Annotated in this window: 13 protein-coding genes and 2 pseudogenes; 6 read left to right on the top strand and 9 right to left on the bottom strand. The window is 59.5% G+C overall.

Translation table 11 applies throughout. From position 1 onward, the window contains the following. A partial coding sequence (locus ABJ99_RS00485; protein WP_412032771.1) for a beta strand repeat-containing protein occupies positions 1 to 2,271 on the top strand: 2,271 nt, incomplete at its 5' end. 236 nt (positions 2,272 to 2,507) lie between these two features. Here ABJ99_RS00485 and ABJ99_RS00480 read toward each other — a convergent pair. The 5 genes from ABJ99_RS00480 to minC all read right to left on the bottom strand — a co-directional run bounded on the left by ABJ99_RS00480 (position 2,508) and on the right by minC (position 7,050). Next, positions 2,508 to 3,797 (bottom strand): M18 family aminopeptidase, encoded by a 1,290-nt coding sequence (locus ABJ99_RS00480; protein ID WP_054084137.1) that lies wholly within the window; start codon positions 3,795 to 3,797, stop codon positions 2,508 to 2,510. 489 nt (positions 3,798 to 4,286) lie between these two features. Beyond that, positions 4,287 to 4,922 carry an RluA family pseudouridine synthase gene (locus ABJ99_RS00470; protein WP_054084135.1) on the bottom strand — a complete coding sequence of 212 codons (636 nt, stop codon included), beginning with the start codon at positions 4,920 to 4,922 and terminating at the stop codon, positions 4,287 to 4,289. A 90-nt stretch (positions 4,923 to 5,012) separates the two neighbouring features. Beyond that, positions 5,013 to 5,267, bottom strand: coding sequence for a cell division topological specificity factor MinE (gene minE / locus ABJ99_RS00465; protein WP_002552653.1), 255 nt, complete (start codon positions 5,265 to 5,267; stop codon positions 5,013 to 5,015). After that, positions 5,267 to 6,079 carry a septum site-determining protein MinD gene (minD, locus tag ABJ99_RS00460; RefSeq protein ID WP_007253434.1) on the bottom strand — a complete coding sequence of 271 codons (813 nt, stop codon included), beginning with the start codon at positions 6,077 to 6,079 and terminating at the stop codon, positions 5,267 to 5,269. Before minD ends, minE begins: the two co-directional genes overlap by 1 nt. A 230-nt stretch (positions 6,080 to 6,309) precedes the next feature. Next, positions 6,310 to 7,050, bottom strand: a complete 741-nt coding sequence (gene minC / locus ABJ99_RS00455; protein WP_054084154.1) for a septum site-determining protein MinC — start codon at positions 7,048 to 7,050, stop codon at positions 6,310 to 6,312. A 120-nt stretch (positions 7,051 to 7,170) separates the two neighbouring features. Here minC and ABJ99_RS00450 point away from each other — a divergent pair, with 120 nt between their 5' ends. Next, the gene (locus ABJ99_RS00450; RefSeq protein ID WP_054084134.1) at positions 7,171 to 8,103 is read left to right on the top strand and encodes a lipid A biosynthesis lauroyl acyltransferase; all 933 of its coding nucleotides are present in this window, start codon (positions 7,171 to 7,173) and stop codon (positions 8,101 to 8,103) included. A gap of 32 nt (positions 8,104 to 8,135) precedes the next feature. Continuing rightward, positions 8,136 to 9,320: a patatin-like phospholipase family protein gene (locus ABJ99_RS00445; protein WP_054084133.1), complete on the top strand. Its 1,185-nt coding sequence runs from the start codon at positions 8,136 to 8,138 to the stop codon at positions 9,318 to 9,320. A 202-nt stretch (positions 9,321 to 9,522) separates the two neighbouring features. Here ABJ99_RS00445 and ABJ99_RS00440 read toward each other — a convergent pair. The 3 genes and pseudogenes from ABJ99_RS00440 to ABJ99_RS00430 form a co-directional block, all read right to left on the bottom strand. Continuing rightward, positions 9,523 to 10,349 (bottom strand): annotated as a pseudogene (locus ABJ99_RS00440) (pirin family protein). Between the two features lie 167 nt (positions 10,350 to 10,516). Then, on the bottom strand, positions 10,517 to 10,927 hold the full coding sequence (locus tag ABJ99_RS00435; RefSeq protein ID WP_007253439.1) for a PA2817 family protein: 411 nt from the start codon (positions 10,925 to 10,927) through the stop codon (positions 10,517 to 10,519). A gap of 76 nt (positions 10,928 to 11,003) precedes the next feature. Then, complete coding sequence (locus ABJ99_RS00430; RefSeq protein WP_054084132.1) at positions 11,004 to 13,451, bottom strand: acyl-CoA dehydrogenase; 2,448 nt, start codon at positions 13,449 to 13,451, stop codon at positions 11,004 to 11,006. Between the two features lie 240 nt (positions 13,452 to 13,691). Here ABJ99_RS00430 and ABJ99_RS00425 point away from each other — a divergent pair, with 240 nt between their 5' ends. From ABJ99_RS00425 to ABJ99_RS00415, 3 genes are all read left to right on the top strand, one after another. Continuing rightward, complete coding sequence (locus tag ABJ99_RS00425; protein ID WP_054084131.1) at positions 13,692 to 14,315, top strand: glutathione S-transferase; 624 nt, start codon at positions 13,692 to 13,694, stop codon at positions 14,313 to 14,315. A 164-nt stretch (positions 14,316 to 14,479) separates the two neighbouring features. Beyond that, on the top strand, positions 14,480 to 15,412 hold the full coding sequence (locus tag ABJ99_RS00420) for an ABC transporter ATP-binding protein (RefSeq protein WP_054084130.1): 933 nt from the start codon (positions 14,480 to 14,482) through the stop codon (positions 15,410 to 15,412). After that, positions 15,409 to 16,197 (top strand): ABC transporter permease, encoded by a 789-nt coding sequence (locus tag ABJ99_RS00415; protein ID WP_054084129.1) that lies wholly within the window; start codon positions 15,409 to 15,411, stop codon positions 16,195 to 16,197. Before ABJ99_RS00420 ends, ABJ99_RS00415 begins: the two co-directional genes overlap by 4 nt. 42 nt (positions 16,198 to 16,239) lie before the next feature. Here the strand turns inward: ABJ99_RS00415 and ABJ99_RS00410 are convergent. Next, positions 16,240 to 16,441: pseudogene (locus ABJ99_RS00410) on the bottom strand (hypothetical protein); the annotation flags it as partial.

Below are 16,441 nucleotides of genomic sequence, written 5' to 3'. Positions count from 1 at the left end.
GCCCAGGAAGGCAGCAACCTGACTGCCGGTTATGGCAGCACCGGCACGGCAGGCGCCGACAGTTCGCTGATTGCCGGTTATGGCAGCACCCAGACCTCCGGCAGTGACAGCGCACTGACAGCCGGCTACGGCAGTACGCAAACGGCTCAAGAGGGTAGCAACCTGACGGCCGGGTATGGCAGCACCGGGACGGCAGGCTCTGAAAGCTCGTTGATTGCGGGATACGGCAGCACGCAGACCTCCGGCGCAGACAGCGCAATGACAGCGGGTTACGGCAGTACCCAGACCGCTCAGGAAGGCAGCAACCTGACAGCTGGATACGGCAGCACCGGAACTGCAGGCGCCGACAGTTCCCTGATCGCCGGTTACGGCAGCACGCAAACCTCCGGCAGTGACAGCTCGCTCACCGCGGGTTACGGCAGTACTCAGACTGCCCGGCAGGGCAGCGAACTCACGGCAGGTTATGGCAGCACCCAGACGGCCGGGGCCGACAGCAACCTCACTTCCGGTTACGGAAGTACCGGCACGGCTGGCCATCAAAGCTTCATCGCGGCGGGTTATGGCAGTACGCAGACGGCAGGCCACAAGAGCATTCTGACGGCGGGCTACGGGAGTACCCAAACGGCCAGAGACGGCAGCGACTTGATTGCCGGGTATGGAAGTACGGGCACGGCAGGTTCGGGCAGCTCGCTGATCGCGGGTTATGGCAGTACCCAGACAGCCAGTTACAGAAGCATGCTGACCGCCGGTTATGGCAGTACTCAGACCGCCCGGGAACTCAGCGATCTGGTTGCAGGTTATGGCAGTACGTCAACCGCCGGGTCGAACAGTTCGCTGATTGCCGGGTACGGAAGCACGCAAACGGCGGGCTTCAAAAGCATCCTGACTGCCGGTTATGGCAGTACGCAGACTGCCCAGGAGCGCAGCGACCTGGTCACCGGCTATGGAAGTACCTCGACCGCAGGCTATTCCAGCTCATTGATCGCGGGTTATGGCAGTACGCAAACGGCGGGTTACGAGAGCACATTGACCGCCGGTTACGGCAGTACACAAACGGCGCAGGACAGCAGCTCGCTCATCACGGGCTACGGAAGTACTTCCACTGCCGGTTATTCCAGCACGCTGATTGCGGGTTATGGCAGTACGCAGACCGCAGGCCACGAGAGTACGTTAACCGCCGGTTACGGCAGCACGCAGACGGCCCAGGAACGCAGTGATCTGGTCACCGGCTACGGCAGCACCTCCACCGCTGGCTATTCCAGTTCGCTGATTGCGGGTTATGGCAGCACGCAGACAGCCGGTTACGAGAGCACATTGACCGCTGGTTACGGCAGTACCCAGACGGCTCAGGAAAACAGCTCGCTCACCACCGGCTACGGCAGTACGTCCACCGCTGGCTTCGCCAGTTCGCTGATTGCAGGCTATGGCAGCACCCAGACAGCAGGCTATGAAAGTACCCTCACGGCTGGATATGGCAGTACGCAAACTGCAGAAGGTGGAAGTTCATTGACGGCGGGTTATGGCAGTACGGCAACTGCCGGAGAAGACAGTTCGCTGATCGCCGGTTATGGCAGTACCTTGACCAGCGGAATCAGAAGCCTGTTGACGGCGGGCTATGGCAGTACGCTGATTGCCGGGCTGCGCAGTGTCTTGATCGCAGGTTACGGCAGCAGCCTGACGTCGGGCATGCGCAGTACGTTGACCGCAGGTTACGGCAGTAACCAGATTGCAAGTTATGGCAGTTCGTTGATTGCGGGCCATGAAAGTATTCAGGTTGCCGGGCACAAAAGCATGCTGATTGCCGGTAAGGGCAGTTCTCAGACCGCGGGGTTTCGCAGCACGCTTATTGCCGGTGCGTTCAGTGTACAAATGGCAGGTGATCGCAGCAGGCTTATTGCCGGTGCAGACAGTAATCAGACAGCGGGCGATCGCAGCAAGTTACTGGCCGGTAACAACAGTTATCTGACCGCCGGTGATCGAAGCAAACTAACCGGTGGCAATGACTGCACGCTGATGGCGGGAGACCAAAGCAAGTTGACCGCCGGAAAGAACAGCGTCCTGATAGCCGGCGCACGCAGCAAGCTTATCGGCAGTGAAGGCTCGACGCTCTCGGGGGGCGAGGACTCCACGCTTATCTTCAGGCTATGGGATGGTAAGAAATACCGGCAACTGGTCGCCAAAACAGGAGAGAACGGCGTTGAGGCGGATATGCCTTATTACGTGAACGACGATGACGATATCGTCAATATGCCTGAAGACGACTCTGTTTAAAGCCGGTCACCCGTTCATGCGAAAGCACCGGTATTAAGTCATTGACAGGGTACGTCAATAGGGTGCGGGACATGGAGTCCCCTTTTTCTACAAAATACAGGATGCGCGGCGCTGTACTCTTTTTTCTTTATCACTGGCGAACGCCGGATTTTTATTATGACAGGGCATCTATCGAACGCCCGCGAACGGTAGGCGGGAACAGCGTGCTGTCCCGATACCGTTTGCAGGCTCACTGACTATGGCAGCTCGTGGCTGGCATAGAATGCGCCCAATACCTTGACCAGATGCGCCAGGTCATGACTGCCAGCCAGTTCCCGAATCGAGTGCATCGCGAACGTCGGCAAGCCGATATCGACCGTGCGGATACCCAGATGGCTGGCGGTGATTGGCCCGATGGTCGAGCCACAGGCCATGTCGCTGCGCACCACGAAGCTTTGTACCGGTACTTCTTCGGCCATGCACAGGTGACGGAAGAAACCGGCCGTTTCGCTGTTGGTGGCGTAGCGCTGGTTACTGTTGACCTTGATCACTGGCCCGGCGTTGAGTTTCGGGCCATGGTTGGCGTCGTGTCTGTCGGCGTAGTTGGGGTGTATGCCGTGCGCGTTATCGGCGGAGATCATCAGTGACTTCTGAATGGTCCGCACGTAGTCCTCGCTGCTGGGCAGCAGGCGTCGGACGATCTGTTCCAGCATGGCACCGTCTGCGCCACAGGTAGAGGACGAGCCGACTTCTTCGTGGTCAGTGCAGACCAGCAGCGCAGTCTCGTCGCTGTTGCTGTTGAGCAACGCTTGCAGCCCGGCAAAGCACGACAGCAAATTGTCGAGCCGGGCCCCGGCGAGGAAATCGCCATTGAGACCGACAATCGCCGCGCTCTGGGTGTCGTAGAAGCTCAACTCGTAATCAAGCACCACGTCGGCGTTCAGGCCATGTTCGCGTGCCAGTTGGTCAGTCAGCAGCGCGCGGAAGTCTGCGCGCTCATCACCCGCCACTTGCGCAAGAATCGGCGGCAGTTCGGTCTGGGGATTGATCGCCCGGCCTTCGTTGACGGTGCGATTGAGGTGGATGGCCAGATTGGGGATGACCGCAATCGGCAGCTTGAAGTCGATCAGCTGGCTTTCGACCTTGCCATCGCGGCGGAACGTAACCCGCCCGGCCAGTGACAGATCGCGATCGAACCACGGTGCCAGCAGTGCGCCGCCATAGACTTCGACCCCCAGTTGCCAGAAACCCTGACGTTGCAGCTCAGGTTGCGGCTTGACCCGCAGGCACGGGCTGTCGGTGTGCGCGCCGACCATGCGGATGCCGCCGGTCAGTGGCGACTGGCGGCCCATTCTGAACGCAACGATGGAGGAGTCATTGCGCGTGACGTAGTAACGTCCTCCGGTTTCGATGGCCCAGGTGTCACGCTCGTCCAGTCGCTGAAACCCGGCAGCTTCGAGGTGTTGCACGAGGGTGGCTGTGGCGTGGAAGGGGGTAGGGGAAGCCTTGAGGAAATCGATGAGGCCTTTGTTCAACTCGTCGCGCATAAATAGCTCCAGACAGCAATGACGCGAGTTTACCGCATTGGCTCATTCGCTGCCTTGAGTTGCGTTCGTCGTTATGAACACGCCTCGATGAGCGCGGAAGGCGGAGCGGAGCCTCCGCCGATTCTCGTTCCCGTGTACTGCGTGGTAACAGATTTCGTGACGCTCCGCGCCACACAGCGGTTCTGCAATGTCAGAAAGATCAAGGTTCGACTCAAGGCACCTTTTCNTGGCCCGGTGCAGCTTGCTCGGCGTCCTGCCTCGCATCCCCCGGATCAGTGTCAGGACTCAGCCGTCACTTACGTCGCAATCTGCGTCGTTCATGCCTTCGCGATAAAAAAGCACTTTGGTGGCAGCAACTACGGGTAAGACACAACGTCGCGCCGCATCGGGGATCTGTGACGCGTAGCGTCACGAACAGCACGTCAACGTAGAGTGTTGGCACGAGAATCTATTGCGCGTATGCAGTGCGCAAGACAACCCAGTCGCCGTTCAAAACGGCGCAGGGCACTCGAAAGTCAGGCGCTCGCCCGTGCCCGGATGCGTGAAGCTCAGCATGCTGGCGTGCAGGCACAGGCGCGGATAGGCCGCCAGCGCCTCGGGATGGGCGTACAGACCATCGCCCAGCAGCGGATGCCCGATCGACAGCATGTGCACACGCAATTGATGCGAGCGGCCGGTGATCGGTGTCAGTTCGACCCGGCAATACGTGTCATGCCGCTCGATAACCTTCCAGAACGTCAGCGCATGCTTGCCGCCTTCGTGATCCACCACATGGCGCGGCTTGGTCGGCGGGTCGTAACGCAAAGGCAGGTCGATACTGCCGCTGTCCAGCGACGGCTGACCCCAGCACAGTGCGGTATAGGCTTTTTCGGTCTCGCGGTCATGAAACTGGCGGGACAGTTCGCGATGCGTGTCGGCGTCACGCGCCAGCAGGATGATGCCGGACGTTTCCCAGTCCAGACGATGGACAATGCGGGCTTCAGGAAAACCGTTTTCCTGCAGGCGGGTAATCAGGCAATCCTTATTGTCATCGGCACGGCCGGGGACGGAAAGCAGCAGAGTGGGCTTATCGATCACCAGAACGGCAGCGTCCTGATGGATGATGCGGATGTTCGACAACGGCATGCAACGGCCTCGAAACGCTAGAAACGCCAACGGCGGTAAAGGCGCGGCTTCCAGAGAAGTGCGCCGATACCGCCGCCAGCGACTGCCTGATCAGCGATCGGGCAGGGTGATATTGAGTTCCAGAATCGAACAGCTGCCCTGGCTTTCCAGAGCGACCTGAACCTGATCGGACTCGATATTGACGTATTTACGGATCACTTCCACCAGCTCTTTCTGCAGGGCAGGAAGGTAGTCTGGCGTACTCCGCTGGCCACGTTCGTGGGCAACGATGATCTGTAGACGCTCTTTCGCGACCGAGGCCGTGCTTTCTTTTTTGCGGTCACGAAAGAAGTCAAAAATATTCATCATTTACCCCCGAACAGACGTTCAAAGAATCCTTTCTTATTCACATCCAGGAAACGGTGCTCAAGTGTCTTGCCCAGCAAGCGGTCGACCGCATCGCTGTACGCCTGACCGGCATCGCTCTGGTCATCCAGAATGACCGGCACGCCCTGGTTGGACGCTTTGAGAACCGCCTGGGACTCGGGAATCACACCCAGCAGGGTCACCGCGAGGATTTCCTTGACGTCTTCCACGCCCAGCATCTCGCCCTTGCTCACACGCTCAGGGTTGTAGCGTGTCAGCAACAGGTGTTCCTTGATCGGGTCCTGGCCCAGCTCGGCGCGACGCGATTTGCTGGCCAGCAGGCCCAGCATGCGGTCGGAGTCGCGTACCGACGAGACTTCAGGGTTGGTCACGACAATCGCCTCATCGGCAAAATACATGGCCAGATGAGCACCGGTCTCGATGCCGGCCGGCGAGTCGCAGACCACGTATTCGAAGGTTTCCTTCAATTCCATGAGGACTTTTTCTACGCCCTCCTTGGTCAGTGCATCCTTGTCACGGGTCTGGCTGGCGGCCAGCACGAACAGGTTTTCGATCTTCTTGTCCTTGATCAAAGCCTGTTGCAGGTTGGCTTCGCCATTGACCACGTTGACGAAGTCATACACCACGCGACGCTCGCAGCCCATGATCAGGTCGAGGTTACGCAGGCCGACGTCGAAGTCGACGATGACAGTCTTGTGGCCACGCAGTGCGAGACCTGTACCGATGGCGGCGCTGGTAGTGGTCTTGCCCACACCACCCTTGCCGGATGTAACAACGAGAATCTTGGCCAAGGTGAATCACCCCTAGATGAAAAAGGACAGTTAGTCCTGAGAAGCATCTCGTGACGCAACGGGGGTCGAAGTATTCTGGAAATCAACAGGCATGGTCCTGGAAAGCTAGCACCCGGCTACTACTTTCAACTCATATACCGACTGAAAAACAATGCTTTCAGGATTTCCTACAGCCTTGACGACCTTTTCGCGGCGAAACAGAGACACTTTGAAAATTGCGGCAGTATCCGTTAAAGACGAATGATGTTCAACACATCACCCGAAAGGCTTATCTGGACCGGCGAACCCCATAACGGGTCGCGGCGCAGGTCCTCGGAGACCTTGTACTGCCCGGCGATCGAAATCAGCTCGGCGCTCAGTTGCTGACAGAAGATCCGTGCCCGCGTGTCACCCTTGATACCCGCCAGTGCCCTGCCGCGCATCGGGCCGTACACATGGATGTTTCCATCAGCTAGAAGTTCCGCACCGGGACTGACTGGCGCAACCACCACCAGATCGCCACCCTGGGCATAAATCTGCTGACCGCCGCGTACTGGCGCGGTAATCAACCGGGTTGGCTTGATGACCGGTTCAGGCGGTTTTTCCGGAATTTTCTTCGGCGCTTCGGCTTCGACCGGGTCCAGCACGCGCTCACGGGCGCCGGACGGCGGGAGCACCGGCAGGTCGACGGCGATGGCAGCGGCGATGTCTTCGATGCGATTGGCACGAATCGCCAGGGTGCGCAGGCCGTGCTGGCGACAGATGCGCACCAGGCCGGGCAAATCCACCGGACCTTCGTGCGGTGCGAGCTTGTCGAGCGCCAGAATCAGCGGTGTATTGCTGAAGAAGTTGGGGGCCTGCGCCACTTTCGCCGCCAGTTGCCTGTCGAGCGCTTCGAGATTGGCTCGGGTCAGCTCCATCACGGTGATGGCGAGCATGCTGCCCTTGAGCTGAAATACGGATTCCGGGTTTTGCGATTCAATCTGGCTCATGGTTGATATACACAACAGCTTGTCGCTAAAAGTGCCGAGACTTATAGCGAGAACGCCCGCGAGCCGCAAGCGGGTCGAACCGTTGTAGAATGCGCGGCCTTTGTTCTGACGGAAGCCCAAATGGATCGCCCGCGCTTTAAAGCCAGTTTCCTTCATCCCCGTTTCTGGCCGTTGTGGCTGGGGCTGGGGCTTTTATGGCTGGTTGTTCAGTTGCCGTTTCGGGTCCTGCTGGTCATGGGTCGTGCGCTGGGCGCGATCATGTACCGCGTGGCCACTGATCGAAAAAACATTGCTTCACGCAATCTGGAGCTGTGTTTCCCGCATTTGTCCGCTGCCGAGCGCGAGCGCCTGCTGAAAGAAAACTTCGCCTCCACGGGCATCGCCTTCTTTGAAATGGCCATGAGCTGGTGGTGGTCCAGAAAACGCCTGGCAAAGCTGGCACAGGTCGAAGGGCTTGAACACTTGCAACAGGCTCAGCAGAGAGGCGAGGGCGTGATTCTGATGGCGTTGCACTTCACCACGCTGGAGATCGGCGCGGCGCTGTTGGGCCAGCGACACACCATCGATGGCATGTACCGCGAGCACAAGAGCCCGGTGTTCGACTTCATTCAGCGTCGCGGGCGCGAGCGTCACAACCTCGACTCACTGGCCATCGAGCGCGACGATGTGCGCGGCATGCTCAAGTTGCTGCGCGCCGGGCGGGCCATCTGGTATGCGCCGGATCAGGACTACGGCGCCAAGCAGAGCGTGTTCGTGCCGCTGTTCGGTATTCAGGCGGCAACCGTCACCGCCACCAGCAAGTTTTCCCGACTGGGCCGTGCGCAAGTGGTGCCCTTCACCCAGCAGCGTCTGGCCGATGGCAGCGGTTATCGGTTGGTGATTCATCCACCGCTGGAAGATTTTCCGGGTGAAAGCGACGAAGCCGATTGCCTGCGCATCAACCAGTGGGTAGAAAAAGCCGTGACCGAATGCCCGGAACAATATCTTTGGGCCCATCGACGTTTCAAAAGTCGACCGCCCGGTGAACCGAAGCTATACAACAAGCATAAGTAAAAAGCGTCTTCGATCATCGAGGTCAGTTGTAGATGCCAGAACCCGCCGTTGTGAGCAGTGCTGTGAGCAGTCAAGTCGAGCCCGTGACCGGGCTCATTCTGTCAGGTGGCGGCGCACGTGCCGCTTATCAAGTGGGGGTTCTTGCAGGTATCGCCGACCTGTTGCCTGCCGGGTCGCCCAATCCCTTTCCGGTCATCGTCGGCACCTCGGCAGGCGCGATCAATGCCGTGAAACTGGCCAGCGGCGCGTTGCATTTTCGCATCGCCATTCACCAGTTGACGGAGTTCTGGCAGTCATTTCGCAGTCATCAGGTGTTGCGCAGCGACTGGTCCGGGGTGATTCATCAGGCCAGCCGGTTCTTCGGACGCAGCCTGATGGGCTTCGGCCGAAATATTCCGGTGGCCTTGCTCAACAGCTCACCGTTGCGGGATCTGCTCAACGAGCGTCTGGATTTTTCCGGGATCGACGCTGCCATCGATGCCCACCACCTGCGCGCGGTGGCGGTGACCGCCTTCGGTTACGAGTCGGGGCAGGCGGTCACGTTCTATCAAGGTCGGGGCACTATCGAACCCTGGCTGCGTCATCGACGTATCGGCCGTCCTACGCAACTCAGCGTCGATCATCTGCTCGCCAGTTCGGCCATTCCCTTGCTGTTCGCCCCCGTGATGCTGGACCAGGAATATTTTGGCGACGGCGCCGTGCGGCAGTCGGCACCGATCAGCCCGGCACTGCACCTGGGGGCCAATCGCGTGCTGGTGGTCGGCGTCAGCGGTAACCCGCGCGGGCTCAAGACCGACAGGCCGGCACCGCGTCCGCCGAGCGGCGTGCAGCCTACGCTGGCGCAGATCAGCGGTCACATGCTCAACAGCACGTTCATCGACAACCTCGAAAGCGATATCGAATTGCTGGAACGGCTGAACATGGCCAGTGCGCTGCTGCCCGATGATCAGATCAGGCAGCCGGGCATGGAGCCGGTTGAAGTGCTGGTGATTTCCCCAAGCCGTCCACTGGATGAAATCGCCGCCCGGCATCGTCGCGAACTGCCGCCGGCACTGCGTACCTTCATGCGCGGCCCGGGTGCAACCAAAAGCAGCGGCGCCAGTGTCCTCAGTTATCTGTTGTTCGAGTCGGGCTACTGCAGCGAGTTGATCGAGCTGGGCCGCCATGATGCGCTTGCCCAGGGCGCTGAGCTGAAGCGATTCTTGAGGCTGGCCTAGGGTCTGTTCCCGTTTCATCGCGGCAAAACAGGCCCGACCCTTCGGGTTGCGTGCCAAATCTCGCCATGCGTCGNTGGCCTGGCCTGGCCTGGCGAGATTTGGCCCAGCAACGCGGCTCGCGATGAATCGGGAACAGACCCTAGTGTGACCGAGAAGCCGGATTGAACAACGGGTTCTCGGTCATGCCGGCAAAGGACGCGCGTCAAGCCGTCAAACGGTCTTCCCGAAAGTCGCGAAGCGCTTGTTCGATCTCTTCTCTGGTGTTCATCACAAACGGCCCGTATTGCACGATCGGTTCACGCAAGGGCTTGCCTGCAATCAACAGCACCCTTGCACCACCGGCACTGCTGATCTGCAACGCGCCTTCATCGGCCAAGCGCGCCATCTGGCGCGTGCCGATCGGTTGGTTGTTGCCCGTAACGTCGATACTGCCCTCATACACACGACCGGGCTGATGCGGCTGCCGGCTGGCAGATGAACATCCAGATAAAGCGGTTCGGTGTCCGGGCGCTGCACCGCACCTGCCTGGCGAACAGTGCCGTCGTCGAAATGACCCGCGATCACCACCACCTCGATACCGGACTCAGTGGTCAGGCGAGGCACGTTTTCCGGCTGTATGTCCTGATAACTGGCTTCGTTCAGCTTGTTCTTGCCCGGCAGGTTCAGCCACAGCTGAAAGCCGCGCATGGTGCCTTCTTCCTGCTCAGGCATTTCGCTATGGATGATTCCGCGCGCGGCAGTCATCCATTGCACGCCGCCGCTTTGCAGCAGGCCGACGTTGCCCATGTGATCTTCATGACGCATGCGTCCTTCAAGCATGTAAGTCACGGTCTCGAAGCCACGATGCGGATGGGGCGGGAAGCCTGCGATATAGTCATCGGGCTGGTCCGAGCCAAACTCGTCGAGCATTAGGAAAGGGTCGAATTGCTCGACGCCCTTGCCGCCAAACACGCGTGTCAGGCGCACACCCGCGCCGTCCGAGGCAGGTTGGCCCGCGTGGATGGACAGCACTTTACGAAATTGAGTCATGAAAGCAGAGCACTCCTGATCAGGTGACAGTGAGTGTCATGGTATGCCCGCATTATCGATAAACAGATTCAAATCCCGGAACGAAATAATCGTATTTATCGATAGGTCGACTGTACTGGGCGGTAATGGCGGGGGAGAACACAGGCTGCCAAAGCAGCCTTGGCACGTTAGTGGGTGCTGCCTTGCGCAGACATCGCCAGTAGCTGTTTTTCCTGATTCCAGTCAAACGGCTCGTCGTTCTGCTCGGCTTCGTAACGGCGCTCTTCAAGTGCCTGATACAGCTCGATTTCGTCATCCGGCATGAAGTGCAGACAGTCACCGGCAAAAAACCACAGCAGGTCGCGAGGCACCAGATGGGCGATCTGCGGGTAACGCTGAATCACCTGACACAGAATATCCTGCCCCAGATACTGGCTTTCGATCGGGTCCAGCGGCAATTGTTCGACCAGATCGTCGAAGCGCTCCATGAACAGCGCATGACTTTCTTCCGGAACCTGCTCGGCCTCGCCCAGCGCGACCAGAATGCTGCGCAGATGAGCCAGCAGGCCTAGTTGGTAGTCGAGAGTGGCGTCGGCCATCGGGTAATCCTCAAATGCAAAAACAGGCGCGAGAGTATAAAGCCCTGCGCGCCTGCTGTGGGGGTTGACCTGATGGTTAGCGGATTTTGCCCGCAGTCAGGGTCAGTTCTTCCTTGTCGAAATCATCCACATCGATCACCACACGCCGCGCCGCCTCGGCGGCCCGCAGGGTCTGCACCTCATCGGCTTGCAGCACGCCGAGGCGCAATGCCGCGTCGATGGCGTGTTCGCCTGCTTCGGGTTTGACCTGGCCACTCTTGAGTGCCACTTGCAGTTTCTTGTGCAGCGGGTACGCAGTGCTCAGCAGGTCGACGGCATGTTGCAGGGCGCCGACCGGATCGTCTGCCGACTGCGGGCGATAGCAGCCAGCCAGCAACTCTTCCAGGGTCGGATCACCCTTGCTGCGGCCCAGCACCTGGGCAACTTCGGCGTACAGCTTGTCCGACGGCCCTTTGTGGCGGCGGCCGAACGGGAACACCACAGCGCGCAGCAATCCGCCGAGAATCCGGTTGGGAAAGTTGCTGAGAATCTCGTCCATCGCGCGCTCCGAATGGCCGAGGCTTTCTTCCATGGCCCAGCGAAACAGCGGGCTCATGTGATCCGGCGAGCCGAGATCGTGATAGCGCTTGAGGGCTGCCGAAGCCAGATACATGTGGCTGAGCACATCGCCGAGACGTGCCGACAGGCGTTCGCGGCGCTTCAGTTCGCCGCCCAGCAGCATCATGCTCAAGTCCGCCAGCATTGCGAACGCTGCGGCCTGACGGTTCAGTGCGCGGAAATAACCCTGACTCAGGCTGTTGCCCGGCGCGCGTTCGAAGTGACCGAAGCCGAGGTTAAGAATCAGCGTGCTGGCCGCATTGCTGACTGCAAAGCCAATGTGCTTGAGCAGCAGAGTGTCGAACTCGGCCAGTGCCTGTTGCTTGTCTTCACGTCCGGCCAGCGCCATTTCCTTGAGTACGAACGGATGGCAGCGGATGGCGCCCTGGCCGAAGATCATCAGGTTGCGCGAAAGAATGTTGGCGCCTTCAACGGTGATGAAGATCGGCGCACCTTGCCAGTTACGACCCAGGTAGTTGTTCGGGCCCATGATGATGCCTTTGCCACCATGCACGTCCATCGCGTGGCCGATACACTCGCGGCCGCGTTCGGTCAGGTGATACTTGAGGATCGCTGACAGTACTGATGGCTTTTCGCCCAGATCGACTGCATTGGCGGTCAGCATGCGCGCGCTGTCCATCAGCCAGGCGTTGCCGCCGATGCGCGCAAGCGCTTCCTGAATCCCTTCAAATGCCGACAACGGCACATTGAATTGCTCGCGCACCTTGGCGTACTGGCCGGTGACCAGGCTGGTGTACTTGGCCGCGCCGGTGCCCACTGCAGGCAACGAGATCGAGCGACCCACCGACAGGCAGTTCATCAGCATCATCCAGCCTTTGCCCAGCATCGGCTGGCCACCGATCAGGTAGCTCAGCGGCACGAACACATCTTTGCCCGAGTTGGGGCCGTTCATGAACGCAGCGCCCAGCGGCAGGTGACGACGGCCGATTTCGACGCCCGGCGTGTCAGTCGGGATCAGCGCCAGGCTAATGCCCAGGTCTTCTTCCTCGCCGAGCAAGTGCTCAGGGTCGTAAGCCTTGAACGCCAGACCGAGCAGGGTCGCCACCGGGCCGAGGGTGATGTAGCGCTTTTCCCAGGTCAGGCGCAGGCCGATGACTTCTTCGCCTTGCCACTGGCCTTTGCAGATGATACCGGTGTCAGGCATCGCGCCCGCATCGGAACCGGCGAGCGGGCCGGTCAGAGCGAAGCACGGGATGTCTTGACCACGAGCCAGACGCGGCAGGTAGTGATTGCGTTGTTCGTCGGTGCCGTAATGCAGCAGCAATTCAGCAGGGCCGAGAGAGTTGGGGACCATCACGGTGGACGCCAGATCGCCGCTGCGGGTCGCCAGCTTCATGGCCACTTGAGAATGGGCGTAGGCCGAAAAGCCCTTGCCGCCGAATTCTTTGGGAATGATCAGGGCGAAGAAACCGTGCGTTTTCATGTGCGCCCAGGCTTCGGGCGGCAGGTCCATCGCCTGACCGATCTCCCAGTCGCTGACCATCGCACAGAGCTCTTCGGTCGGGCCGTCAATAAAAGCCTGCTCTTCCTCAGTCAGTTGGACCTTTGGATAAGCCAGCAACTTGTCCCAATCCGGACGACCGCTGAACAGTTCGCCGTCCCACCAGACCGTCCCGGCGTCGATCGCGTCGCGCTCGGTTTCCGACATGGGTGGCAACACTTTCTGGAACCAGTTGAACATCGGCGCGGTGAAATGCTTGCGGCGCAGATCAGGCAGTATCAACGGTATGAATACCGCCAGCCACAGCAACCAGAATACTGTCAGCAACCATCCCGGCGCGTGGCTGAACATGCCCATCGCCAGCAGATAGACTGCCACCACACCAAGCGCCGGGAGCGGGTCGGTACGTCGATGAGCCAGCCAGGCAATGCCGACGACCAGCACTACAATCCACAACAACAGCATAGGTATTCCTCCGTGAGGACAGCCGTCTCGGCAGCTATCAGGAAACTGGTCGCCAGGCAGTGGTGGGGCGACAACGATAGTGACCCTCGCTTGACGAGGAAGTTGCCGCAGGATCCGGGTAGACTGGCGTGTGGTTGGTTTCAGGACATTACTGATCAGCACACTATCGCTCAGTGCGATGCATTCAGTGGCATCCATGTCAGCGGCATTCATTGTTCAGTGCTATGCGAGGGGAACGCAATGCTCAAAATCTGGGGACGGAAAAATTCCAGCAACGTGCGCAAGGCACTCTGGATTGCCGAGGAAGTCGGGGTTGCGTACGAAACGCAGGATGCCGGTGGCGCATTCGGGCTGGTCAACGAAGCGCAGTACAGGGCTAAAAATCCCAACGGCCGTATTCCGATGATCGAAGACGGCGACTTTGTGCTCTGGGAGTCCAACGCCATCGTGCGTTATCTGGCAGCACGCCACGCCCCGGATTCCGACCTTTATCCGGCGGATCTGCAGGCGCGCGCCCTGGCTGACAAGTGGATGGACTGGACCACATCGACCATTGCCGCCCCGTTCAGCCCGCTATTCTGGGGTGTGGTGCGAACGCCGGCCGACAAACAGGACTGGGCGGCCATCGAGCAAGGCATCCAGACGCTGCATGGTCTGCTGCTGGTCGCCGATGAAGCACTTTCCCGTCAGCCGTATCTGTCCGGTGAGGCATTCGGCATGGGGGATATTCCCTTGGGCTGCTTTGCCTACGGCTGGTTCGAAATGCCGATTGAACGTCCGCCGCTGCCTCACCTCCAAGCCTGGTATGAACGCCTCAAGACCCGCCCGGCGTATCGCAAGGCGGTGATGAGCCCGTTGACCTGATGGCGCTCGGCTGGCGTCATGTCCGGCGCTTGATATGTACTATTAACAGATGTGTCTGTACTTGAACCGCCCGGCCGAGCACCATTGTCTGGCTGGGTCGTTACGGACGATGGCTGTTTCCAGTCAGATTCATTTCCTTTTTCCTGATGGGTATTTCTTCCGATATGTCTTCTGCTCTGTCCATTCGGCAGCTCACCAAAACCTACGGCAACGGTTTCCAGGCCTTGAGTGGCATCGACCTGGACGTTGCTGAAGGTGATTTCTTCGCATTGCTTGGCCCTAACGGCGCAGGCAAATCCACCACCATCGGTGTCATCTCGACGCTGGTCAACAAGACCAGCGGAACGGTGAACATCTTCGGCCACGATCTGGATCGCGAGCCCGCTGCGCTCAAACGCTGCATTGGCGTGGTGCCGCAAGAGTTCAACTTCAACCAGTTCGAGAAGACCTTCGACATCGTCGTGACTCAGGCCGGCTACTACGGCATCCCGGCGAAGATCGCCAAGGAGCGGGCCGAGCAATACCTGACCCAACTGGGCCTGTGGGACAAGCGCGATGTGCCTTCGCGTTCGCTGTCCGGCGGCATGAAGCGGCGTCTGATGATCGCCCGCGCGCTGATTCACGAGCCGCGCCTGCTGATCCTCGATGAGCCCACCGCGGGCGTGGACATCGAACTGCGCCGCTCGATGTGGACCTTCCTCACCGAGCTGAACAAGCAAGGCATCACCATCATCCTGACCACTCACTACCTGGAAGAGGCCGAGCAGCTGTGCCGCAATATCGGCATCATCGACCACGGGGTGATCGTTCAGAACACCGGGATGAAGCAATTGCTCGCCACGCTGACCGTCGAGACGTTCGTGCTGGACCTCAAGGAGTCCTGGCAGAGCGCTCCGCAGTTGTCCGGCTTTCCCTGCCGCCTGCTGGACAGCCACACGCTGGAAGTCCAGGTCGACAAGAATGTCGGCATTACCGCGTTGTTCAGCCAGTTGGCGTTCCAGAACATCGAAGTGCTGAGCCTGCGCAATAAATCCAATCGTCTTGAGGAGCTGTTTGTGTCTCTGGTTGAAAAGAACCTGGCGAAGGTGGCGCTATGACTGTGCAAAACGGCGAACTGCGCCCTAACCTGGTTGCCCTGAAAACCATCGTCTATCGCGAAATCCACCGTTTCATGCGGATCTGGCCGCAGACCCTGCTGCCGCCCGCGATCACCATGGTCCTGTACTTCGTCATCTTCGGTAACCTGATCGGCCGTCAGATCGGTGATATGGGCGGCTTCACCTACATGCAGTACATCGTGCCCGGCCTGATCATGATGTCGGTGATCACCAACTCCTATGGCAACGTGGTCTCAAGCTTTTTCGGCGCCAAGTTTCAGCACTCCATCGAAGAACTGATGGTCTCGCCGGTTTCGCCGCACACCATCCTGGTCGGTTATGTCCTGGGCGGCGTGCTGCGGGGCCTGATGGTGGGCTTCATTGTCACCATGCTGTCGATGTTCTTCACCGACCTGCAAGTGCATCACCTCGGCGTAACCATCATCGTGGTCGTGCTGACGGCGACGATCTTCTCGCTGCTGGGCTTCATCAACGCCGTGTTCGCACGCAACTTCGACGACATCTCGATCATCCCGACCTTCGTTCTGACCCCGCTGACCTACCTGGGCGGCGTGTTCTACTCGATTAACCTGCTGCCACCGTTCTGGCAGACCGTCTCGCTGGCCAACCCGGTCCTGCACATGGTCAACGCCTTCCGCTACGGCATTCTGGGCGTCTCCGACATCAAGATCAGCATCGCCCTGGCATTCATGATCGTCGCGACCCTCGTGCTGTATGTCGGTTGTGCACGGCTGCTGGTGAGCGGGCGCGGCATGCGTCAGTAGTGTCACGCAAGAGTGACCTGCTTGAATGGCGGGTCACTAGTTCTACTGCATGATCTCTGAATGCTTTGCCAAGGCAGCTTCCAGTTCTGCCGAACGAATTGCCCACTGCTCGGGCGGAAGAGGTTTTGACCATTCGATGATGTCTGGGTATTCGAGGTCGGGTGGCGGTGAAAGCTTCAGGTCTTGCAGCTTCTCCGCCAGATAAGTGCCCAGAATCGTAACGAAGAACAGGCCGTGCAGGACA

Origin of the sequence: Pseudomonas syringae pv. cilantro, assembly GCF_001293775.1 — a bacterium.
GTDB classification, from domain to species: domain Bacteria; phylum Pseudomonadota; class Gammaproteobacteria; order Pseudomonadales; family Pseudomonadaceae; genus Aquipseudomonas; species Aquipseudomonas syringae_P.
The sequence above is the reverse complement of the archived record's forward strand: the minus strand, read 5'-3'. Positions and strand labels throughout refer to the sequence as shown.